This is a genomic window from Cupriavidus sp. H19C3, assembly GCF_049393815.1.
Classification (GTDB): domain Bacteria; phylum Pseudomonadota; class Gammaproteobacteria; order Burkholderiales; family Burkholderiaceae; genus Cupriavidus.
In genome coordinates, this window is sequence record NZ_CP184985.1 from 1,720,665 (window position 1) to 1,740,539 (window position 19,875).

A 19,875-nucleotide genomic window follows, 5' to 3' on the forward strand; every position below is an offset into this window, starting at 1 on the left:
CTGGGCCTGGGTCGGCGACGCCGACCCGCGACGCCGGCATTGCGACACAGGCATTGCGACACAGGCATTGCGACACAGGGATCGCGACAGAAATGTCGCCCTGGTCCGCAAACGAAAAGAGCACCCGCGAGGTGCTCTTTTCGTATCCGTCCCACCCCGGCTGCAACCGCCCTACAGCGCGCAACTGCGGAAGCCCACGAACGACACATCGTCCTCCGGCAGCAATGCCGTCCGCGCCCGTGTATGCCGCTGGCGCGGCACACTGGCAAACGACACGCCGCGCACGACCTGATGCGTGGCAAAGCGGCTCACCAGTTCGGCGTCGGTAGCACGCGCCTCGAAGCCTGCATACGGCTCATAGGGCGTGGCCGTCCATTCGCGCAACGCTCCCCAATGCAGGCCGCGGTTCTGCGTGGCCGCCAGTTCCCACTCGACTTCCGCCGGCAGGCGACGCCCGGCCCAGACGCACCAGGCTTGCGCCTCGTAAAGCGTGACATGGCGCACGGGCTCGTCCGGATTGAGCGTGCGGAGCGCGCCGAAGCGCGACACCATCCACGCGCGCGACTCGGGGTGACGTGACCAATAGCGGGGCGCCGAACGCTCCTGGGTCATCAGCCACTGCCGGCCCGCCGCGGACCACCACGCCGGATGCTCATAGCCGCGGTCCTCGACGAATTCGAGGAACTGCGCATTGGTGACCAGCGCCGCGTCCATCTCGAAAGCGGGCACATAGGTCTGCTGCGGCGGCAACTCGTCCGGCAGCGCAAAGCCATCGGCCTCGCTCCAGCCCTGCGTGAACCGTCCGCCTGGAAAATGCAGCGTGCCCGCATGGCCGGAAGTCAGCGTCGGTAGCGGCGTAGCGGGACCGGCGGGCGCCATGCCCAGTGCCTGCAGCAGCGCGGCGATGGTCTCGCCCTGCGCATCTTCGTGGAATAGCGCGCGGCGGAACGGATACAGGGTCTCGTCGCCATCGTCAGGCAGCAGCGCGATCCGGCGCAGCAGACCGTCGAGCACGTCGGCCGCGTATTGCTTGACCTGTGCCACGTCGGGCAAGGCGATTTCCCAGCGCTCGTCGGGACCGATGCGCTCGGGATCGAACCATTCGTCGGCGCCATCGAGCCGAGACGGCTCACGCGTCACCGGCAGCCGTATGCCGTCGCGCTCAAGCTCGTGCATGCCGCGCAGGCACCACCATTCCGCGTGCCAGGCGATATGGCCCAGCGTCCATAACGGCGGATCGCAGTCGTACTGGCGGTCGACCTGCCAGCCTCGACGGGTCTGGCCCAGCGCCGCCAGCCATCCCAGCGTGCGGTTGCGCGCCTCGACCAGCGCCTGCGCCAACCCCTCGCGCGGCAGGCGGCGGGCATCGGCCCACGCGGTCTTGCCGCCGGTGAAATGGAGATCGGGAAGCATGGAGAAGCCGCTCATCGAAGCATCCGTGTGAGAAAGGTTGAGGGAGTCCGGCTGCGCGAATTATGACATCGCGCCCCGGCATCCGCTTTTCCACACTGCCGGCGAGCGGCCCGCGGCGTCAGCCGCGTGCGTGGAATACCGCGAACCAGCCGCGCGGATCGGTCCAGTGCACGGGGTCGGTAAAGCCCGCCGACTCGAGCAGCAGCGCAAAGTCATCGGGCCGGTACTTGTACGAGTCCTCGGTGTGAATCCGCTCGCCGGCGGCAAAATCGCGCGCCCCACCGTTCCAGCTCACGCGCACGTCGCGGTTAGCGGCCAGGTGCATCTGCACGCGCGACGCCTGCTGGTCGAAGCTCGCTTCATGGCGCCAGTCCGCGAGCGCGAAATCGCTGCCGACGATGCGGTTGAGATTGCGCAGCACATTGCGGTTGAAGGCGGCGGTCACGCCAAGCGCATCGTCATACGCCGCCACCAGCGTCTCGGCATCCTTGTGCAGGTCCACGCCGATCAGCACGCCGTCGCCCCGCCCGGCCGCGGCACGCAAGCGCTGCAGTAGCGCCAGCGCGTCCATCGGCGCGAAATTGCCGATGCTCGAGCCGGGATAGAAGAACAGCTTGCGCCCGCGCCGCACGCTGGCGGGCAGGTCGAGCGGGCTGCAGAGGTCGGCGCCCAGACCGAGCATGGGGATCTGCGGGTGTTGCTGCTGCAACCGCACCAGCGTGTCGCGCAGGAAGTCCACCGAGATATCGAGCGCCACATATTGCGCGGGCTGCAGGCTGCCAAACAGCCGCGCCGCCTTCTCGCAATTGCCGGCGCCGAGGTCGACCAGCACGCAACCGTTGCCCGCGCGCGCGGCGATGGCAGGGCCGGCGGCGGCGAAAATCGCAGCCTCGGTACGGGTCGGGTAGTACTCGGGCAGGTCGGTGATGGCCTCGAACAGGCGCGAGCCCAGCACGTCGTAGAAGAATTTCGGGCTGATGGCCGCCTGGGGACGGCTCAGGCCGGCGGCAATCTCGGCGCGCAACGCGCCGTTGTCTTCGCGGTACTGCTGCACGAACGCCGGCGCGGTGGCTGCCCTGGCATGGGCATGTCCGTTGCCGAGCGGAACGACGGCCGCGCCTTCGTGATGATCGCCCTGATGGGTCTCGTGGTGGGGAACGTTATTGTGCGAGGGATGGTTTTGCGTGCGGGGGCGGGTCGGGTTCAGCGGTGTCGTAACAGCCGGCATGACGTGTCCTTGTTGTCGATATGGGCACTACGTGAATCCCCTAATCGACCGTGGCGAGCCCAGGCAAGGCGAGGCAGCGCAAGCGCGCCACGGCTGGTACCGGGACAGGCCCCTGTGCGATCCGGGGCATGCCGGCCGGCGCCAATCCCACAAGAATAGGTGCATCTGCGGAGGCGTGCGCCATTGTTTGCATCAGCTTACAAAGGCCGTGAGTGCTTTTTACACAACATCGTGCGAAGGCGACGCAACAAATTTCGTGGCAGTTCGCTTATAATCCGCCCCAGCGCGGTCGCTCTGGCGATCGCGTCCCTTCAAAGGGGAGTAGCTTGGGGGCCCATGCCCTTAGCACAATCGTCATTCCGAGACGCTCGACGAACATCGTGGATCGCCTCCGGTTGTGCTGACACTGCCGCGCATTCCGCGTCAGCTGTTGAGCAAGACCTTTGCAACCCGGTTTCATGGTTTGCAAAGGTGGACTTTCTCCCCCTGCGGTGTTTCCGCGCACTCCATGTTCCCGGGCGACAAACCAAGCGTTATTCGCACCTGAGGAGCGTTCATTCATGGAGTGGTTCACCGATCTGTTCACGATGCAGTTCCTGACGGCACTGCTGTCGATCGTCGTCATCGACCTCGTTCTCGCTGGCGACAATGCCATCGTGATCGCGCTGGCGGCGCGCAATCTTCCCCCGCATCTGCAAAAGAAGGCCATTGTCTGGGGCACCATCGGTGCCGTGGTGGTCCGCTCCGCCATGACCATTGGCGTGGTCTGGCTGCTCAAGATCCCGGGCCTGCTGCTGGTGGGGGGTCTCGCGCTGGTCTGGATTGCCTACAAGCTGCTCGCGGCCGAGGACGATGGCGACGAGCATGGCGCGGGCGCGACCTCGCTGGTCGGTGCCATGAAGACCATCATCATCGCCGACGCGGTGATGGGCGTCGACAACGTACTCGCCGTGGCGGGCGCCGCGCACGGCAGCTTCCTGCTGGTCGTGCTGGGCCTGCTGATCAGCATCCCCATCGTGGTGTGGGGTTCGAGCCTGGTGCTCAAGCTGATGTCGCGCTTCCCGGTCATCATCTATCTCGGCGCTGGCGTGCTGGCCTTCACGGCCGTCAAGATGATCTCGCACGAGCCGCTGGTCAAGACGTTCTTCGAGCAGTGGCCGGTGGTGTACTGGGGCATGTACGTGGTGATCATCGGTGGCGTGCTGGGCGCCGGCTGGCTGACGCAGAAGCGTCGCGGGCAGCGCGAGGAGATGGTGGAAAGCCACTGAAGTGGCGGTCCACTGAAAGCGGTCCACTGCGGGCGGAAGACCACCGGGCGTGGTCTTCCGCCCCCCGCGGCGGTGGTACCGATGGGGCGGCACGATTGCGGCTAAAATAGCCGTTTTCGTGCCGCCCTTTGTTTCTCCCGCGGCGCGTTCACTTTTCTCCCCGCCCCCTCGCGCCGATGAAACAGTATCTCGACTTCATGCGCCATGTGTACGAGCATGGCACCGAAAAGTCCGACCGCACCGGCACCGGTACCCGCTCGGTGTTCGGCTACCAGATGCGCTTCGACCTGCGCGACGGCTTTCCGGTGGTCACCACCAAGAAGCTGCACCTGAAGTCGATCATCCACGAACTGCTGTGGTTTCTGCAGGGCTCGACCAATGTCCGCTACCTGCAGGAAAACGGCGTCACGATCTGGGACGAATGGGCCGACGCCCAGGGCGAACTCGGTCCGATCTACGGCTACCAGTGGCGCAGCTGGCCGGCGCCCAACGGCGAGCATATCGACCAGATTGCCCAGGTGATCGAGCAGATCCGCAACACGCCCGACTCGCGCCGGCTGATCGTGTCCGCATGGAATGTGGGCGAGATTCCGCAGATGAAGCTGCCGCCCTGCCACGCGTTCTTCCAGTTCTACGTGGCCGAGGGCCGGCTCTCGTGCCAGCTCTACCAGCGCAGCGCCGATATCTTCCTGGGCGTGCCGTTCAATATCGCGAGCTACGCGCTGCTGACCCATATGGTTGCGCAGCAGACCGGCCTCGAGGTCGGCGACTTCGTCTGGACCGGGGGCGACTGCCACCTCTACAGCAACCACCTGGAGCAGGTGCGCACGCAACTTTCGCGCGCGCCGATGCCGCTGCCGACGCTCAAGCTCCTGCGCAAGCCGGACAGCATCTTCGAGTACCGCTACGAGGATTTCGAGCTGGTCGGCTACGAATCCCACCCGGCCATCAAGGCGCCTGTCGCGGTCTGACACCGGCCGCGCACCCTGCACGCCTTGCGGCGTGCCGCCTGGAGATTCGTCAATTGGCCGACCCCATCCGCAACGATGCCGGCGCCCCCGCCCGCGAGCCCGGCGAGCCGCTGGCCGAGGTCGCCTATGCGCGCATCAAGCAGGCCATCATCGATGGCACGTTGCGGCCGGGCCTGCTCGGCTCCGAGCAGCAGATCGCGCTCAAGCTGTCGATGAGCCGGACCCCGGTCCACCAGGCCATCGTCAAGCTCAGCCAGGAAGGCTGGGTCGAACTGATTCCCAAGCGCGGCATCCGCATCTCGGCGCTGTCCTCGGCGGAAATGCGCGATGTCTATGAAGCGTTGATGGCGCTCGAGATCGCCGGTATCCGGCGCCTGGCCGAGAGCGACGACCTCACGCGCCAGCGTGCCGTCAACGCGCTCGAACACGTCTGCATGGCCGGCGATGCCGCGCTGCGCGAGGGCGACCTGCTCGCCTGGGCGGTGGCGGACGACGACTTCCATCGCCTGCTGGTCGAGATGTGCGGCAATACCCATCTGTCGCGCCTGGCCAGGAGCATCATGGAGCAGGCGCAGCGCGCGCGCCTGCTGACACTCAAGCTGCGCCCTACCCCGACGGCGTCCAACGACGACCATCACGCCATCGTCCAGGCCATCGCGCATCGCGACGCAGACAGCGCCGCCGGACACCTCAAGCACCACCGCGAACACGGCATGGCCACCCTGCTACCGATCCTCGACGCGATCCAACCCGGCAGGCCCACCTGAGAGAGAGACAGCAGATGAAACCCGCATTGAACGAGGTCAAGGCCATTGTGTTCGACACTTTCGGCACGGTGGTCGACTGGCGCACCAGCATCATCGCCGACCTGTCGGCCTGGGCCGGCCAGCGCGGCCTCCCGGCCGGCACGGTCGACTGGGAAGCGTTCGTGCAAGCCTGGCGCGGCCTGTACGAGCCGCAGAAAGATCGCGTCAAGAACGGTTCGCTGCCGTGGACCCATATCGATGCACTGCATCTCGAAGCGCTCGAATCGATCCTGCCGAAGTTCGGTCTGACGGACCTGTCGCCCGCCGACAAGCTGCATGTCAACCGCGTGTGGCATCGTCTCAATCCGTGGCCCGATGTGCTGGCCGGCCTGCATGCGCTCAAGCCGCGCTATATCCTTGGCCCGCTGTCGAACGGCAGCATCGCGCTGCTGGTCAACATGGCCCGGCATGCATCGCTGCCCTGGGACTGCATCTTCTCGGCCGAACATTTCCGGCACTACAAACCCCATCCGGACACCTACCTCGGCGTTTGCCGGCAGCTGCAGCTGGAGCCGCACGAAGTGATGATGTGCGCGGCCCACAATTACGATCTGCGCGCGGCGCGGGCGCTCGGGCTGCGTACGGGCTTTATCGCCCGCCCCACCGAATACGGGCCGGCGCAGGCCAAGGACATGGCGGCCGAGGACGCCTGGGACGTGATTGCAGACAGCATGACGGCCTTTGCCGCGGCCATGCCCCGGTAAGCGGTGGCAGTGGCAATAGTAGTAGCGCTAGCGACTCAACCCGAAAGGACACCATGCAGCCCGCCGAAATTTCGCGTATTGCCGAAGCTTTCCAGCGCGCGCAAGCCGCACGCAGCCTCATCGATGCCGACACCCATGCCGCGCTGCGCGGCATCGATATCGCCACTGGCTATCGTGCCGGCAACGCGCTGCACGAGCGCCTGGTAGCGCAGGGCTTCCAGCCCAGCGGGCGCAAGATCGGCTGCACCAACCAGCAGACCTGGGCCAAGCTCGGCATCGACGCCCCGATCGTGGCCCCTATCTATGCCCAGACCGTGCAGGACGGTGCGGCCGACGGCAAGGTCATCTCGCGTGCCGCGCTGCAGGCGCCGCGCATCGAACTGGAGCTGGCGTTCCGGCTCAAGGCGACGCCCGACCCGGCAGCTTCGCTCGCAGACCTGATCGACTGCATCGAGTGGATCGCGCCCGCGATCGAGGTGGTCGACTCGCACGTGGACGCGGCGCAAGGCACGCCGGCCACCATCCTGTGCGACTTCGGCGCGCATGCCATGCTGCTGCTCGGCACGCCGGTACCGGTCTCCGCGCTGCCGCCGCTCACGCCCGCCATGTTCGCCGCGATCGACGCGCGCTTTCAATGCGCCGATACCGATCTTGCGGGCGGCTCGGCCCTGGTCATGGGCAGCCCGCTGATATCGCTGCAGGCGGCGCTCCGCATTGCCGCGCATCCGGCGTCCCCGCTCACGCCGATCGGCGCCGGCGAGATCGTCACCACCGGCGCGCTGGCCGGCCCGGTGGCGCTGGCCCCCGGCCAGCGCTGGATGGGCCGCCTGTCGGTCGCCGGCCGCGACGATCTCACCGTCGGGGTTGCCTGACGCGGCGATATCCGCTAAAAGCTGCGCATCCAACCTGCATAAGAGAACGTCATGACGCTGTTGACGCTGATCGTCGCGCGCGCCCGCAACGGCACCATCGGGCGCGACAATACGCTGCCCTGGCGCCTGCCCGAGGACCTTGCCCACTTCAAACGCACCACCATGGGCGCGCCCGTGATCATGGGTCGCAAGACCTGGGATTCGATCGGCCGGCCGCTGCCGGGCCGGCGCAATATCGTGGTCAGCCGTAATCCGGCACTCAAGCTCGAAGGCGCCGAGGTGGCGGGCTCGCTCGAAGAGGCACAGCGGCTGTGCATGGGAGTGGAGCAGGTGTTCCTGATCGGCGGTGCACAACTCTACGAGGAGGCGCTGCCGAGCGCGGACCGGCTGGTGGTGACGGAGATCGACGCCGATGTCGACGGCGACGCATTCTTCCCGCCCATCGACCGCGCGCGGTGGATGGAAACCGCACGCGAGACGCATCATTCGGCGGCGAACGGGTTCGACTATGCGTTCGTGACCTACCAGCGGCCGCCTTCGGGCGAGGAATGACGCGCGGCGATCAGTTACCGGCGATGGTCATCTGCTCGAGCAGGATCGAGCCGGTTTCCTTGGTGCCGCGCACCAGCACGTCGGCGCCTACGGCGACGATCTGCTTGAACATTTCCACCATGTTGCCCGCGATGGTGATCTCTTCCACGGGGTACTGGATCACGCCGTTTTCGACCCAGTAGCCCGAGGCACCGCGCGAATAGTCGCCGGTGACATAGTTCACGCCCTGCCCCATCAGTTCGGTCACCAGCAGGCCGGTCCCCATCTTCGCCAGCATCGCGGCAAAGTCGTCGCCGGGCTGCGTCAGCTTGCTCGACAGCGTCAGGTTGTGCGAGCCACCCGCATTGCCGGTGGTCTGCATGCCGAGCTTGCGCGCCGAATACGTCGAGAGGAAGTAGCCCTCGACCACGCCATCGCGCACCACGTCGCGTTCGTGCGTGCGCACGCCCTCTTCGTCGAACGGCGCGCTGCCCATGGCGCCCGGCACATGGGGCTGCTCATGGATCTGCACGTGCGGGGCAAACACCGCCTTGCCGAGCGTGTCGTACAGGAAAGTCGACTTGCGATAGAGCGCACCGCCCGACACCGCCTGCACAAACGCGCCCAACAGGCCTGCGGCGAGCGGCGCTTCGAACAGCACCGGGCATTTGCGCGTGGATAACTTGCGGGCGTTGAGGCGTGCCAGCGCGCGCTCGGCGGCATAGCGGCCGATGTCCTCGGGCGCGGCCAGCGCGGCCGGCGAGCGCTTGGACGAATACCAGTCGTCGCGCTGCATGCCGTTGCCGGTGCCGGCGATCGGTGCGCACGAAATAAAATGGCGCGAATACGGATAGCCGCCGACAAAGCCACGCGTGGTGGCCAGCACGAACTGCGAATGCTGCGCGGAGAGGCTGGCACCGTCGCTGTTGCGGATCTTGGGCGACACCGCGAACGAGGCCGCTTCCGCGCGCCGCGCGATATCGATGGCGCCCTCGGCGTCGATCGTCCACGGGTGGAACAGGTCCAGGTCGCGCGGCGAATGTTCGAGCAATTCTTCCTCGGCCAGGCCGGCGCAATCGTCCTCGGCGGTGAAACGGGCAATGTTGTAGGCCGCCTCGGCCGTGGCGCGCAGCGCCGCCGGGGAAAAGTCCGAGGTGCTGGCGTTGCCGCGGCGTTTGCCGATCATGACCGTGACACCCACCACCTTGTCACGGTTCTGCTCGATGGTTTCCACCTCGCCCTTGCGCACCGTGACCGACAGGCCGCTGCCTTCGGAGATTTCCGTGGCGGCGTCGGTCGCGCCGAGCTCCCGTGCCACACGCAGCACATCGGCCGCCATCTCCTTCAGTTCGTGCTGGGTATAGGTGAAATGCGCGGTTTGTTGCGAATTGAGGGATGCGGAGGCGGGAGTCGAGGCCATGGGGTCGGTGTCGGCGAGTATCAGCTAAAGTCCAAGCGGCAATCATAGCAAGATAAAATGCGCGGCATGACGCGAAATACCCGTAGCCCATCCCATACCCGTTTCGGGGCGTTCCAGCCCGAACCGGACGACGACTCGCCCAAGAGCAAGTCGCAGAAGAAACGCGACATGACCGCGTTGCAGGACCTTGGCGCCGAACTCGAGGCGCTGCCCAAGGACCGCCTGGCGCGCGTGCCCATGCCCGAAGCGCTGGCCGATGCCATCCGCGAGGCACGCCGCATCAGCAGCCACGAAGGCAAGCGCCGCCAGATGCAGTTTGTCGGCAAGGTCATGCGCGGCCTGGACGACGACGAGGTCGACGCGATCCGCCGTGCGCTCGAAGGATTCAAGGGCACCAGCAAGGCGGAAACCGCGCGCCTGCACCTGATCGAGCGCTGGCGCGAGCTGTTGCTGGCCGACGACGAGGCGCTCACGAAGTTTCTGGGCGAACACCCCGGTGTCGACGTGCAATCGCTGCGCAATATCATCCGCAACGCGCGCAAGGAACAGCAGCAGTCCCGGCCGCCGAAGTACTTCCGCGAGCTGTTCCAGGCCATCAAGGCCGCGCTGGAGGACCAGGACGGCGCCGCCGGCACCGATGGCGAACCCTCTCCCACTCCGGAGCCCCAGGCATGACGCAGGTCAGTTCCTCCCCGCTCGCCCCCACCGCCACGGCCGCTCCCGCCACCCTCACCTCGCCGGTGGCGCGCCGCCACCCGGACGAACTGGTGGTCGGTCTGGTCTCGATTTCCGACCGCGCCTCGGCCGGCACCTACCAGGACGAGGGCATTCCGGCCCTGCGCGACTGGCTCGGCCAGGCCCTGACATCGCCCTGGCAGGCCGTGGAACGGCTGATTCCGGACGAGCAGGCGCTGATTACGCGGACTTTGATCGAACTGGTCGACGTGGCCGGCTGCGACCTCGTGCTGACCACCGGCGGAACCGGCCCGTCGCGCCGCGACGTGACGCCGGAAGCCACCCTGGCAGCCGGCACGCGCGAAATGCCCGGTTTCGGCGAGCAGATGCGGGCGGTCAGCCTGCATTTCGTGCCGACCGCGATTTTGTCGCGCCAGGTGGCCGTGATTCGCGAGACCGCCAGCCGCGCCGCGCTGATCGTCAATCTGCCGGGGCAACCGCGCGCGATCCGCGAGACGCTGGAGGGGCTCAAGGATGCCGACGGCAAGCCCGTGGTGCAGGGTGTGTTTGCCGCGATCCCGTACTGCATCGACCTGATCGGCGGACCGTACATGGAATGCGACGAGAGCGTGGTCAAGGCCTTCCGGCCCAAGAGCGCCATCCGCCAGAAGCCCTCGGCCTGAGGGAATGCGCGCGATGCAGCGCGCTCAGCGCAGGCCCAGATACAGGCCGATCGGCACGAATACCACCGCCGCGATATTGCCGAGCAGCACGATCGATGCCACCTGGTCCGGCTCCTGCCGGAAATGGTCCGCCACCAGGAAGTTCAGCACGGCCGGCGGCAGCGCGGCAAAGACGAACAGCAAGCCGCGCTGCAGATCGGTCAGCGGTACCCATCCCACCAGCAGCAACGCCACCGCGATGCCGGCCAGCGGACACACCGCGGCGCCCCACATGCCCATGCCCCAGTTGCGCAGGTTAACGTCCTTCATGCGCACGCCCAGCGCAAACAGCATCAGCGGCACGGTGGCATCGCCCAGCAGCTTGATCGATTCGTAGATCGGCACCGGCAGCATGAACCACGGCTTGGCCAGGGACAGCGCCACCCCGGCCACCGTGGCGATCACCATCGGATTGCGCACGATCTGCGCCAGCGACGCATGGCGGTTGACGATCTTGAGGCCGATGGTGAAATGCATCAGGTTGGACATCGCGAACAGCGCCACGGCCGGTGCCAGGCCCGCCGGGCCAAAGGCGAATACCGACAGCGGCAAGCCCATGTTGCCGCTGTTGTTGAACATCATCGGCGGCACGAAGGTACGCGGATCCGCGCGCAGCAGCCTGGCCGCCACCAGCGCCAGCAGCCCCGAGCCAAGCACCACTGCCGCCGCGCAGGCGAGCAGCACGAGGTGGTCGGCCAGCACGAACTCCTTGCTGATAAAGGCCGATACCACCAGCAGCGGCGCGATCACGTCGAGCGTGGCGCGATTGATGCCCGTCATGTCCGGATGCGCGCGACGCCCGTAGATCCATCCGACCAGGATGATCAGGATGACCGGGGTAATGATCGAGACGATGCGGGTGAACATGGAACGTGCCGGGGAAGCGACCGGCGCCAGGCCGGTGGAAGGTGCGCGCGTGGCGGCCGGGGCGGGACCGGCGTTACGCCATGCGCGCGGCTTGGGCTCGGAGCGAAAATCAGGCGGCTGGCGTGGCCGGCGCGGGCGGCGCTGCGTCAGCCGTCCCGGTCGCATCCGACTTGCGGATGAAATGCGTGCGGTAGTAGCGCAGCTCTTCCACCGATTCGAGGATGTCGGCCAGCGCGGTATGGAGCTGGCGCTTGACAAAACCCTTGTGGATGGCCGGCTCCCAGCGCTTGCACAGTTCCTTGAGCGTGGACACGTCGAGGTTGCGATAGTGGAAGAACGCCTCCAGCTTGGGCATGTAGCGCGCCATGAAGCGGCGGTCCTGGCAGATCGAGTTGCCGCACATCGGCGACTTGCCGGCCGGCACCCAGCGCTTGAGGAAGGCGAGCAGCTCGGCTTCGGCCTGCGCTTCGGTCAGGGTGGATGCCTTGACCTTGTCGATCAGGCCGGAACGGCCATGCGTGCCCTTGTTCCAGTTGTCCATGGCGTCCAGCACGGCATCTGCCTGGTGGATCACCAGCACCGGGCCCTCGGCCAGGATATTGAGTTCGGAGTCGGTCACGACGACCGCGACCTCGATGATGCGGTCGGTGTCGGGCGAGAGCCCGGTCATCTCCATATCGAGCCAGATCAGGTTGTTTTCACTCTTGACGGACGGGGAAGCTGCGCTGGCGGGATGTGTCATGGGGTCGGGGACGGCCTGGAGGGTACGAACAACTTATAATTCTCGCATATCCGCCCGAATGGCCGCGCGCGCACATGCGCCGTGGCCGGGCACCCCCGCAAAGGCCATGCCGATGTTCACACTGATCTTCCTCGCCGCCCTCGTGATCATGGTGCTTACCAAACTGTGGCTCGCCGCCCGCCAGGTGCGCCATGTGGTGCGCCACCGCGACGCGGTTCCCGCCCGCTTTGCCGACACCATTTCGCTTGCCGCCCACCAGAAGGCCGCGGACTACACCGTGGCGCGCACGCGGTTGTCGATGCTCGAGGTCATGACCGGCGCCGCCGTGCTGATCGGCTTCACCATGCTGGGCGGGCTGCACTGGCTCAACCAGTTCTGGCTCGGCGTATTCGGCCCGGGCTACCTGTATGGGCTGGCCCTGATCGGCAGCGTGGCGCTGATCGGCGGCCTGGTCGACCTGCCGTTCTCGCTCTACGGGCAGTTCGTGGTCGAGCAGCGCTTTGGCTTCAACAAGATGACCGTCGGGCTCTGGCTGGCCGACCTCGCCAAGATGACCGCGGTGGCCTGCGTGCTGGGCGCCCCGCTGCTGCTGGCGGTGCTATGGCTGATGAATCGCGCGGGCGACTACTGGTGGGTCTGGACCTGGCTGCTGTGGATGGCCTTCAGCCTGCTGCTGCAGGTGATCGTCCCCACCTTCATCGCGCCGCTGTTCAACAAGTTCGAGCCGCTTGCCGACGACAGCCTGCGTGCGCGCATCGAGGCGCTGCTGCGCAAGTGCGGCTTTGCCAGCAAGGGCCTGTTCGTGATGGACGGCAGCCGCCGCAGCGCACACGGCAATGCCTACTTCACCGGCTTTGGCGCCACCAAGCGCATCGTCTTTTTCGACACGCTGCTGGCGCGCCTGGACGGCGAGGAAATCGAGGCCGTGCTGGCCCACGAGCTGGGCCACTTCAAGCGCCGCCATGTGGCCAAGATGATCGCGGTGACCTTTGCGCTGTCGCTGGTATTCCTCGCCTTGCTCGGCTGGCTGGCCACGCGCTCGTGGTTCTATACGGGTCTGGGCGTACTGCCCAATTTCGGCAGCGACAACCATGCGCTGGCGCTGGTGCTGTTCTTCCTGACGCTGCCGGTGTTCACCTTCGTGCTGGGGCCACTGGCGAGCCAGTCGTCGCGGCGCCACGAGTTCGAGGCCGACGCGTTTGCCGCCGACCATACCAACGCCGGCCACCTGGTGTCGGCACTGGTCAAGCTCTACAAGGACAATGCCTCGACGCTGACCCCCGACCCGCTCTACAGCGCGTTCTACTATTCCCACCCGCCCGCGGCCCAGCGGATCGACCGGCTGCTGGCGCACGCATGACCCGCAGCGCGCGCCATCACAATGCCGGCAAGGGCGCCGGCGCCGGTACCAGGAACAGCGCGGCAGCCGCCATCGTCATCGCCGCACACGGCCGCCACTATGTGGTGGAGCTGAGTGACGGCGAGCGGTTGCATGCGTTTCCACGCGGCAAGAAAAGCGATTGCGCGGTGGGCGACCACGTGCGCGTGGAACGCGCCGCGGCGGACCAGGGGGTGATTACCGCGGTCGATCCGCGCAAGAACCTGCTGCACCGTTCGGACCAGTTCAAGTCCAAGCTGCTGGCCGCCAATATCGACCAGGTCGTGATCGTGCTCGCCACCGAGCCGAGCTTTTCCGAGGACCTGCTCGGCCGCGCGCTGGTTTCGGCCGAGGCGCTCGAGATCCGGCCGCTGGTCGTCCTCAACAAGACCGACCTGCCCGACCGCCTCGACGATGCGCGGCGCCGGCTCGCGCTCTACCGCGCGCTCGGATACGAAACGCTCGAACTGTCCGTGCATGCCCGCCCGGACGAGGCGCTGGCGCAGCTGCGGCCACGCACGGCCGGTGTCTCCAGCATCCTGATCGGACAGTCGGGCATGGGCAAGTCGTCACTGCTGAACCTGCTGATTCCGGGCGTGGAAGCGCAGACGCGCGAGATTTCCGCCAAGCTCGACTCGGGCAAGCACACCACCACGTTCACGCGGCTGTATCACCTGCCGGAAGCATGGGGCACGGTCGAGGGCCAGGCCGGCTACCTGATCGATTCGCCAGGGTTCCAGGAATTTGGCCTGCACCACCTGAGCGAGGGCATGCTGGAGCGGGCTTTTCCGGAGTTCCGGCCGCGACTGACCGCGTGCCGGTTCTACAATTGCCACCATATCAACGAGCCTGGCTGCGGCATCCTGGCGGCGATCGAGGCCGGCGAGATTTCCGAGCGGCGGCACGACCTGTACAAGCAGCTACTGCACGAATCGCGTCAGCAAAAGCCCTGGTAAGCCGCGTGAAACTGCTGCTGAAGACGTCTTCGCTGGTCCATGCCGCGCACTGCCGCAACGTGCTGCGCGCGGCGGGCTTTCGTGCCGAGCTGCGCAATACGTGGCTGGCCGGCGCGGCCGGCGATATTCCGTTCCAGGAGAGCGCGCCGCAGGTCTGGATCGCGGACGACGCCAATGAAGCCGAGGCATGGGCCGTGCTCAACGCGGCGGCCAATCCGCCGCCCGGCCCGCGCTGGCAATGCTCCCATTGCGACGAATGGCATGAGGCCCAGTTTGCCGCGTGCTGGCGCTGCGGCCGTTTTCAGGAAGCGCTGTAGCGGCCGGCTGGTGGTCCGGCTTGCGGTCCGGCTGGTGATCCGGCTTGTGATCCGGCTGGTGATCCGGCTGGTGATCCGGCTTGTGATCCGGCTTGTGATCCGGCTTGTGATCCGGCTTGCGGTCCAGCTTGCGGCTCAGCCGCTCGCGGCCGGCTTGCGCGCACGCTCAGCCCACCCACAGCGCCAGCGACAGCATCGCCAGCAGCAGCATCCACAGCACCACGGCCCGCCAGACCAGGCCCACCGCCGACTGCAGCGTACGCACCCCGGGTTCGACGCCGAACTCGGGCGGCACCGGCTCGGGACCGCTGTCTTCCATGCCCGGCGCGTAATCCACGCCGGCCAGGCTGGTGCGCAGCACCACGCTCGAATCGTCTTCGGCGAGCGGCGTGCCGAGGCGCACGCCAAGCGCGCCGCCGCCGCTGGCAAGCAGGATGCCGTTGACCGCGTCATTCCACTTGCGCGCATGATTGCGCCACGCATAGACCGCGTCCTCGAAATTGCCGACGATGGCAAACCCGATCGCGGTCAGGCGCGACGGCACCCAGTCCAGCACGTAGAACGCCTGCGCCGCAAAGGTGCCGAGCGCCGGGCTGCGCTCGTTGGACGGCGTATTCCACTGGCGCCCGAGGTATTCGGCCACGCGATAGAGCACCACGCCGCCCGGGCCGATCGGCACCAGGAACCAGAAGAACACCCCGAACACGTGCCGGTGGACGGCCACGATGGCGGCCTCGAGCGTATGCCGCACGATTTCGCTGACCGGCATTTCCACGGTGTCGAGCCCGGTCCATTCGGCCAGCAGCGCACGCGCGGTCAGCACGTCGTCGCGATTGAGCGCCTCATGGATATCGGTGAAATAGTGACTGAACTGGCGGAAGCCGAGCGTGAGGTACAGCAACAGCACGTTCCAGGCGAGCGTCAGCGCCACGCTGATCGAGGCCAGCAGGTAGTGCACGATCACCGCGGCCAGCGTGAGCGGCAGCACCACGGTCAGCCAGGCCAGCGCGGCGTCGCGCCGGCGCCCCGTATCGAACGCATGTTCGGCACGCTCGCCGAGTACACGCACGATGTCGTGGATGGGATTGTTGCGGCCCAGGGCTCGGAACTGCTCGGCGATCAGCGCCAGGAGAATGGAAACAAAGGTCATCTCGGGACTGAGAGCGTCGACGCGGCGGAGTGTCGCGCCGGTCGCATGACTAGATGCCCAAGACGATAGCATAGCGACGGGGCGCGACGGGAGTTCCCGCACTGCGGGAGGCCCGCCGCCCCGTCATTACCCGTGGTCGCCCGGCGTGGCGCCTCGGTGCGGCCGGTCAGGGCAGGTCGAATACCAGCACCTCGGCCTGATCGCCCTGCGCCAGCGTCACGGCGTCCACGCCGTTCAGCTTGGCGGCATCGCCGGCTTCAAGCGACTGACCGTTGACCGTAACGCGGCCACGCGCCACGTGCACATAGGCCCGGCGGCCCGGCGCCACCGCCACCGTCGCCGTCTCGTCGCCGTCGAACAGGCCGGCATACAGCCGCGCGTCCTGATGAACCACCACCGAGCCCTCGGCGCCATCCGGGCTGGCCACCAGGCGCAGGCGGCCACGCTTCTCCGTCGCGTCGAAATGGCGCTCCTCATAGCCGGGTGCAATATTGAGCTGGTTCGGCATGATCCAGATCTGCAGGAAGTGCGTGGTGTCGTTGGCGGCGTGATTGAACTCCGAATGACGCACGCCGGTGCCGGCGCTCATGCGCTGCACGTCGCCGGGACGGATCACGCTGCCGTTGCCCATGCTGTCCTTGTGCGCCAGCTCGCCTTCCAGCACGTAGCTGATGATCTCCATGTCGCGGTGACCGTGCGTACCGAAGCCCATGCCCGGCGCCACGCGGTCCTCGTTGATCACCCGCAGTGGCCCGAACTGCACATGTTTGTCGTCGAAGTAGTCGGCGAAGGAGAAGCTGTGGTACGACTTCAGCCAGCCATGATCAGCATAGCCACGCTCGCTCGACTTGCGGATTTCAATCATTTTGATGGCCCTCCTTGGCCTTTCACGTTTGCCCGGGCTGCCGCACCGGAGCACGGCAGCTGGCGAATTGCGTTGAGATGCTATGCAGTCTAGGGGAGCGGGAGTATATTGGCGGGCACCGCGTTAGTAGCACTCGTTCAGAATTTCTGAATATGCCTCTCTCCCTCGAATCGCTGGAAGTCCTTGACGCTATCGAGCGCAAGGGCAGTTTTGCCGCCGCTGCCCACGAAATGGGCAAGGTGCCCTCGGCCCTGACCTATGTGGTCCGCAAGCTGGAAGAAGATCTCGATGTGCTGCTGTTCGACCGGCGCCGTCACCGGGCCGAGCTCACGCCGGCTGGACGCGCGCTGCTGGACGAGGGTCGCCACCTGCTCCACGCGGCGGACGATCTGGCGCGCCGGGTCAAGCGTCTGGCCACGGGGTGGGAAGCCACGCTCTCGATCGTGCTCGACGACCTCGTCAATTTCCGCGCCCTGTTGCCGGTCATTCACGACTTCTATGCCGAAAACACCGCCACGCGTCTGCGCTTTGGCAAGGAAGTGCTGGGCGGCTCGTGGGATGCGCTGCTTGGCAACCGGGCCGACCTGATCATCGGCGGCGCCTACGACGCGCCGAGCACCCAAGGCCTGCAGATCCGCCCGCTCGGCAACATCCCGTTCGTGTTTGCGGTGGCGGCGCATCATCCGCTTGCCGCGGTGGAAGGCCCGCTGACGACGATGGAGATCGCCAAGCATCGCATCGTCGCGGTGGGCGACACCTCGCGCAACCTGCCTGCCCGCACCCATGGCGTGCTGGCGGGGCAAGACGTGCTCGTGGTGCCGACCATGCGCGACAAGCTGGAGGCGCAGATCCGCGGGCTGGGTTGCGGCTGGCTGCCGGCGCCGATGGCCCAGCCACATATCGAAAGCGGCGTACTACAGGCGCGCGAGACCGTCGAGGTGCGCGCGCCGGGCACCTTCCGCGTGGCCTGGCGCACCAGCACGCGCGGCAAGGCGCTGCAATGGTGGGCAGCCAAGCTCGAAGATCCGCGCCTGGCGCAAGCGCTGTTGCAGCAGCCGGGCATGACGATGCCCGAATGACAGGTGCCGCACCGATGCCTGTCAGCTGCACTCCCGACGGGAATCCCACTGGCGCGCGGCCGTACCGCGGCCGCTTTGCGCCCTCGCCCACCGGGCCGCTCCATATGGGTTCGCTGGTGACCGCGCTGGCCAGCTGGCTCGATGCGCGCGCGCATGGCGGCCAGTGGCTGGTGCGCATCGAGGATATCGATCACCCTCGCTGCGTGCCCGGCGCCGACGCCGACATCCTCCACACGCTCGACGTGCTCGGCCTGCACGCGGACGAGCCGCCGGTCTGGCAGAGCCAGCGCGAAGCGCTGTACACCGACGCGCTGCACCGGCTGGAGGCGGCCGGACAACTCTATCCGTGCGGGTGCTCACGCAAGGAGATTGCCGACTCGCTGACCCACGTGCGCGAGCGGCACCAGACCCTCGGCTATCCGGGCACCTGCCGCAACGGGCTGCATGGCAAGTTGCCGCGCGCGTGGCGCGTGCGCGTGCCCGACGGCGCCGCCGCCACGATCTGCTTCAACGACCGCTGGCAGGGCCGGCAATGCCAGAACCTGGCGACCGAACTCGGGGATTTTGTGCTGCGGCGCGCGGACGGGCTGTGGGCCTATCAGCTCGCCGTGGTGGTGGACGATGCCGCGCAGGGCATCACCCATGTCGTGCGCGGCGCGGACCTGCTCGATTCCACGCCGCGGCAGATCCATCTGCAGCACCTGCTCGGACTCCCGACGCCGGTCTACCTGCATGTGCCGGTGGTGACCAACGCGGTCGGCGAGAAGCTCAGCAAGCAGAGCGGCGCACAGGCGATCGACCTCGCCTATCCGCTCGCCGCGCTGCGCGAGGCCGGCCGGCATCTGGGCCTGGACCACGACGCCACCGACGTGGCGTCGTGGCTGGCCCGCGCCACCGAGGCGTGGGCCCACGCGGCGGCGGCACGCGCAAGCTGAGCGTCTCCACCACGACGAGGCGCGCGGCCGCTACGCCTGCGTCTTGCGAGCCCGCACCTTGACGCCCGCCCAGTCCTCGACCACGCGCGCCACCTCGGAATAATCGGCCTCCTTGCCGAGGATGGCCGTGGTGGCCACCAGCATCTCGCGCACGGCCGAGCCCACCATCATCGGCACGCCGATCGACTCCGCTTCCTGCAGGCATAGCCGCACGTCCTTGTGCGCCAGGCGCGCGGCAAAGCCGATATTGAAGGTCCCCGTCAGCACCGCCTTCGGAAACTTGTCGACCGTGGCCGAGTTGCGGCCCGAGCCGGCGTTGATCACATCGAGCATCACGCTCGGATCGAGTCCGGCCTTGACGCCCAGCGCCATCGCCTCGGAGGTGATGGCCACCGCGGTGGCGGACAGCAGGTTGTTGGCAAGCTTCATGACCTGGGCCTGGCCCGCTTCATTGCCGAGGTAGAAGGTCTTGCCGAAGACCGCGAGCACCTCGCCGAGCGCGTCGAAGCGATCGCGCGGGCACGACACCATGACCGCCAGCGTGCCGTTGGTCGCGCCGGTCGGACCGCCGCTGATGGGTGCGTCGACATAGGCGATATCGCGCCCGGCCAGCGTGGCGGCGGCACGGCGTGCGGCAATCGGGCCGATGGTGGACAGGTCCACCACGCAGCGGGCGCGCCGCGCTTCCACCAGGCCATCGGGTCCGCCCACCACCTGCTCGACCACGCTGCCATCGGGCAGGCTCAGGAACACCACGTCGGCCGCATCGCCCACCGCGCGCGGCGAGTCGTGACGCGTGGCGCCGCGCGCCACCAGCGGCGCGACCGCCGCCGCGTCACGGTCCAGCACGTGCAGCACATGGCCCGCGGCGAGCAGGCGCGACGCCATCGGGCCGCCCATATTGCCGAGGCCGATAAATCCGTAGACTGTCTTTTCCATCTTGTCCGTCTTGTCCATCTGGTTGCGATCCGTATCT

At 67.1% G+C, this 19,875-nt stretch carries 21 protein-coding genes; 13 read left to right on the forward strand and 8 right to left on the reverse strand.

The window, feature by feature from the left end; all coding sequences use genetic code 11:
- Positions 1 to 171: 171 nt before the first annotated feature.
- Together DFLDMN_RS07935 and egtD are read right to left on the reverse strand one after the other, a co-directional pair.
- Positions 172 to 1,428: an SUMF1/EgtB/PvdO family nonheme iron enzyme gene (locus DFLDMN_RS07935; protein ID WP_423197917.1), complete on the reverse strand. Its 1,257-nt coding sequence runs from the start codon at positions 1,426 to 1,428 to the stop codon at positions 172 to 174.
- Positions 1,429 to 1,531: 103 nt separating this feature from the next.
- On the reverse strand, positions 1,532 to 2,641 hold the full coding sequence (egtD, locus tag DFLDMN_RS07940) for an L-histidine N(alpha)-methyltransferase (protein ID WP_423197918.1): 1,110 nt from the start codon (positions 2,639 to 2,641) through the stop codon (positions 1,532 to 1,534).
- A 560-nt stretch (positions 2,642 to 3,201) separates the two neighbouring features.
- Between egtD and DFLDMN_RS07945 the strand changes: the two genes are divergently transcribed.
- From DFLDMN_RS07945 to DFLDMN_RS07970, 6 genes are all read left to right on the forward strand, one after another.
- A complete protein-coding gene (locus DFLDMN_RS07945; protein WP_423197919.1) occupies positions 3,202 to 3,909 on the forward strand; it encodes a TerC family protein in 708 nt (235 codons plus the stop codon).
- 176 nt (positions 3,910 to 4,085) lie between these two features.
- The gene (locus tag DFLDMN_RS07950; RefSeq protein WP_423197920.1) at positions 4,086 to 4,880 is read left to right on the forward strand and encodes a thymidylate synthase; all 795 of its coding nucleotides are present in this window, start codon (positions 4,086 to 4,088) and stop codon (positions 4,878 to 4,880) included.
- 53 nt (positions 4,881 to 4,933) lie between these two features.
- Positions 4,934 to 5,647 (forward strand): GntR family transcriptional regulator, encoded by a 714-nt coding sequence (locus DFLDMN_RS07955; protein ID WP_423197921.1) that lies wholly within the window; start codon positions 4,934 to 4,936, stop codon positions 5,645 to 5,647.
- A gap of 14 nt (positions 5,648 to 5,661) precedes the next feature.
- On the forward strand, positions 5,662 to 6,390 hold the full coding sequence (locus DFLDMN_RS07960; protein ID WP_423197922.1) for a haloacid dehalogenase type II: 729 nt from the start codon (positions 5,662 to 5,664) through the stop codon (positions 6,388 to 6,390).
- 53 nt (positions 6,391 to 6,443) lie between these two features.
- A complete protein-coding gene (locus tag DFLDMN_RS07965; protein WP_423197923.1) occupies positions 6,444 to 7,262 on the forward strand; it encodes a 2-keto-4-pentenoate hydratase in 819 nt (272 codons plus the stop codon).
- Between the two features lie 51 nt (positions 7,263 to 7,313).
- Entirely contained in the window at positions 7,314 to 7,814 is a 501-nt protein-coding gene (locus DFLDMN_RS07970; protein WP_423197924.1) for a dihydrofolate reductase, read from the forward strand.
- A 10-nt stretch (positions 7,815 to 7,824) separates the two neighbouring features.
- Here DFLDMN_RS07970 and pmbA read toward each other — a convergent pair whose 3' ends face one another.
- Positions 7,825 to 9,213, reverse strand: coding sequence for a metalloprotease PmbA (gene pmbA, locus DFLDMN_RS07975; RefSeq protein WP_423197925.1), 1,389 nt, complete (start codon positions 9,211 to 9,213; stop codon positions 7,825 to 7,827).
- A gap of 66 nt (positions 9,214 to 9,279) precedes the next feature.
- On the opposite strand from pmbA, the gene yjgA reads away from it, so the two are divergent.
- Together yjgA and mog are read left to right on the forward strand one after the other, a co-directional pair.
- Complete coding sequence (yjgA, locus tag DFLDMN_RS07980) at positions 9,280 to 9,888, forward strand: ribosome biogenesis factor YjgA (protein WP_423197926.1); 609 nt, start codon at positions 9,280 to 9,282, stop codon at positions 9,886 to 9,888.
- On the forward strand, positions 9,885 to 10,571 hold the full coding sequence (gene mog / locus DFLDMN_RS07985) for a molybdopterin adenylyltransferase (RefSeq protein WP_423197927.1): 687 nt from the start codon (positions 9,885 to 9,887) through the stop codon (positions 10,569 to 10,571). Before yjgA ends, mog begins: the two co-directional genes overlap by 4 nt.
- A 24-nt stretch (positions 10,572 to 10,595) precedes the next feature.
- Here the strand turns inward: mog and DFLDMN_RS07990 are convergent, their stop codons facing one another.
- Both DFLDMN_RS07990 and orn read right to left on the reverse strand, forming a co-directional pair.
- On the reverse strand, positions 10,596 to 11,477 hold the full coding sequence (locus DFLDMN_RS07990; RefSeq protein WP_423197928.1) for an AEC family transporter: 882 nt from the start codon (positions 11,475 to 11,477) through the stop codon (positions 10,596 to 10,598).
- Positions 11,478 to 11,586: 109 nt separating this feature from the next.
- Positions 11,587 to 12,219 carry an oligoribonuclease gene (gene orn / locus DFLDMN_RS07995; protein WP_423197929.1) on the reverse strand — a complete coding sequence of 211 codons (633 nt, stop codon included), beginning with the start codon at positions 12,217 to 12,219 and terminating at the stop codon, positions 11,587 to 11,589.
- 112 nt (positions 12,220 to 12,331) lie between these two features.
- Between orn and DFLDMN_RS08000 the strand changes: the two genes are divergently transcribed.
- The 3 genes from DFLDMN_RS08000 to DFLDMN_RS08010 are packed head-to-tail and all read left to right on the forward strand — an operon-like array spanning position 12,332 to position 14,870.
- Positions 12,332 to 13,579, forward strand: coding sequence for a M48 family metallopeptidase (locus DFLDMN_RS08000; protein WP_423198356.1), 1,248 nt, complete (start codon positions 12,332 to 12,334; stop codon positions 13,577 to 13,579).
- Entirely contained in the window at positions 13,576 to 14,553 is a 978-nt protein-coding gene (gene rsgA / locus DFLDMN_RS08005) for a ribosome small subunit-dependent GTPase A (RefSeq protein WP_423197930.1), read from the forward strand. Before DFLDMN_RS08000 ends, rsgA begins: the two co-directional genes overlap by 4 nt.
- A gap of 5 nt (positions 14,554 to 14,558) precedes the next feature.
- The gene (locus tag DFLDMN_RS08010) at positions 14,559 to 14,870 is read left to right on the forward strand and encodes a putative signal transducing protein (RefSeq protein ID WP_423197931.1); all 312 of its coding nucleotides are present in this window, start codon (positions 14,559 to 14,561) and stop codon (positions 14,868 to 14,870) included.
- A gap of 166 nt (positions 14,871 to 15,036) precedes the next feature.
- Here DFLDMN_RS08010 and DFLDMN_RS08015 read toward each other — a convergent pair whose 3' ends face one another.
- Both DFLDMN_RS08015 and DFLDMN_RS08020 read right to left on the reverse strand, forming a co-directional pair.
- The gene (locus tag DFLDMN_RS08015) at positions 15,037 to 16,020 is read right to left on the reverse strand and encodes a CobD/CbiB family protein (RefSeq protein WP_423197932.1); all 984 of its coding nucleotides are present in this window, start codon (positions 16,018 to 16,020) and stop codon (positions 15,037 to 15,039) included.
- 166 nt (positions 16,021 to 16,186) lie between these two features.
- Entirely contained in the window at positions 16,187 to 16,885 is a 699-nt protein-coding gene (locus tag DFLDMN_RS08020) for a pirin family protein (protein ID WP_423197933.1), read from the reverse strand.
- Between the two features lie 152 nt (positions 16,886 to 17,037).
- Between DFLDMN_RS08020 and DFLDMN_RS08025 the strand changes: the two genes are divergently transcribed.
- Positions 17,038 to 17,964, forward strand: a complete 927-nt coding sequence (locus tag DFLDMN_RS08025; RefSeq protein ID WP_423197934.1) for a LysR family transcriptional regulator — start codon at positions 17,038 to 17,040, stop codon at positions 17,962 to 17,964.
- 14 nt (positions 17,965 to 17,978) lie between these two features.
- Entirely contained in the window at positions 17,979 to 18,899 is a 921-nt protein-coding gene (gene gluQRS / locus DFLDMN_RS08030) for a tRNA glutamyl-Q(34) synthetase GluQRS (RefSeq protein ID WP_423197935.1), read from the forward strand.
- A 30-nt stretch (positions 18,900 to 18,929) separates the two neighbouring features.
- Here the strand turns inward: gluQRS and DFLDMN_RS08035 are convergent, their stop codons facing one another.
- Positions 18,930 to 19,856: an NAD(P)-dependent oxidoreductase gene (locus DFLDMN_RS08035; RefSeq protein ID WP_423197936.1), complete on the reverse strand. Its 927-nt coding sequence runs from the start codon at positions 19,854 to 19,856 to the stop codon at positions 18,930 to 18,932.
- Positions 19,857 to 19,875: the final 19 nt, after the last annotated feature.

Excerpts from the sequence above, each read along its gene's own strand:
- DFLDMN_RS08000 (WP_423198356.1), top strand. The coding sequence starts at position 12,332 with ATGTTCACACTGATCTTCCTCGCCGCCCTCGTGATCATGGTGCTTACC.
- DFLDMN_RS07950 (WP_423197920.1), top strand. The coding sequence starts at position 4,086 with ATGAAACAGTATCTCGACTTCATGCGCCATGTGTACGAGCATGGCACC.
- DFLDMN_RS08025 (WP_423197934.1), top strand. The coding sequence starts at position 17,038 with ATGCCTCTCTCCCTCGAATCGCTGGAAGTCCTTGACGCTATCGAGCGC.
- mog (WP_423197927.1), top strand. The coding sequence starts at position 9,885 with ATGACGCAGGTCAGTTCCTCCCCGCTCGCCCCCACCGCCACGGCCGCT.
- DFLDMN_RS07945 (WP_423197919.1), top strand. The coding sequence starts at position 3,202 with ATGGAGTGGTTCACCGATCTGTTCACGATGCAGTTCCTGACGGCACTG.
- gluQRS (WP_423197935.1), top strand. The coding sequence starts at position 17,979 with ATGCCTGTCAGCTGCACTCCCGACGGGAATCCCACTGGCGCGCGGCCG.
- DFLDMN_RS07970 (WP_423197924.1), top strand. The coding sequence starts at position 7,314 with ATGACGCTGTTGACGCTGATCGTCGCGCGCGCCCGCAACGGCACCATC.
- pmbA (WP_423197925.1), bottom strand. The coding sequence starts at position 9,213 with ATGGCCTCGACTCCCGCCTCCGCATCCCTCAATTCGCAACAAACCGCG.
- DFLDMN_RS08020 (WP_423197933.1), bottom strand. The coding sequence starts at position 16,885 with ATGATTGAAATCCGCAAGTCGAGCGAGCGTGGCTATGCTGATCATGGC.
- DFLDMN_RS07990 (WP_423197928.1), bottom strand. The coding sequence starts at position 11,477 with ATGTTCACCCGCATCGTCTCGATCATTACCCCGGTCATCCTGATCATC.
- DFLDMN_RS07935 (WP_423197917.1), bottom strand. The coding sequence starts at position 1,428 with ATGAGCGGCTTCTCCATGCTTCCCGATCTCCATTTCACCGGCGGCAAG.
- DFLDMN_RS07965 (WP_423197923.1), top strand. The coding sequence starts at position 6,444 with ATGCAGCCCGCCGAAATTTCGCGTATTGCCGAAGCTTTCCAGCGCGCG.
- egtD (WP_423197918.1), bottom strand. The coding sequence starts at position 2,641 with ATGCCGGCTGTTACGACACCGCTGAACCCGACCCGCCCCCGCACGCAA.
- yjgA (WP_423197926.1), top strand. The coding sequence starts at position 9,280 with ATGACGCGAAATACCCGTAGCCCATCCCATACCCGTTTCGGGGCGTTC.
- DFLDMN_RS07960 (WP_423197922.1), top strand. The coding sequence starts at position 5,662 with ATGAAACCCGCATTGAACGAGGTCAAGGCCATTGTGTTCGACACTTTC.
- DFLDMN_RS08035 (WP_423197936.1), bottom strand. The coding sequence starts at position 19,856 with ATGGACAAGACGGACAAGATGGAAAAGACAGTCTACGGATTTATCGGC.
- orn (WP_423197929.1), bottom strand. The coding sequence starts at position 12,219 with ATGACACATCCCGCCAGCGCAGCTTCCCCGTCCGTCAAGAGTGAAAAC.
- rsgA (WP_423197930.1), top strand. The coding sequence starts at position 13,576 with ATGACCCGCAGCGCGCGCCATCACAATGCCGGCAAGGGCGCCGGCGCC.
- DFLDMN_RS08015 (WP_423197932.1), bottom strand. The coding sequence starts at position 16,020 with ATGACCTTTGTTTCCATTCTCCTGGCGCTGATCGCCGAGCAGTTCCGA.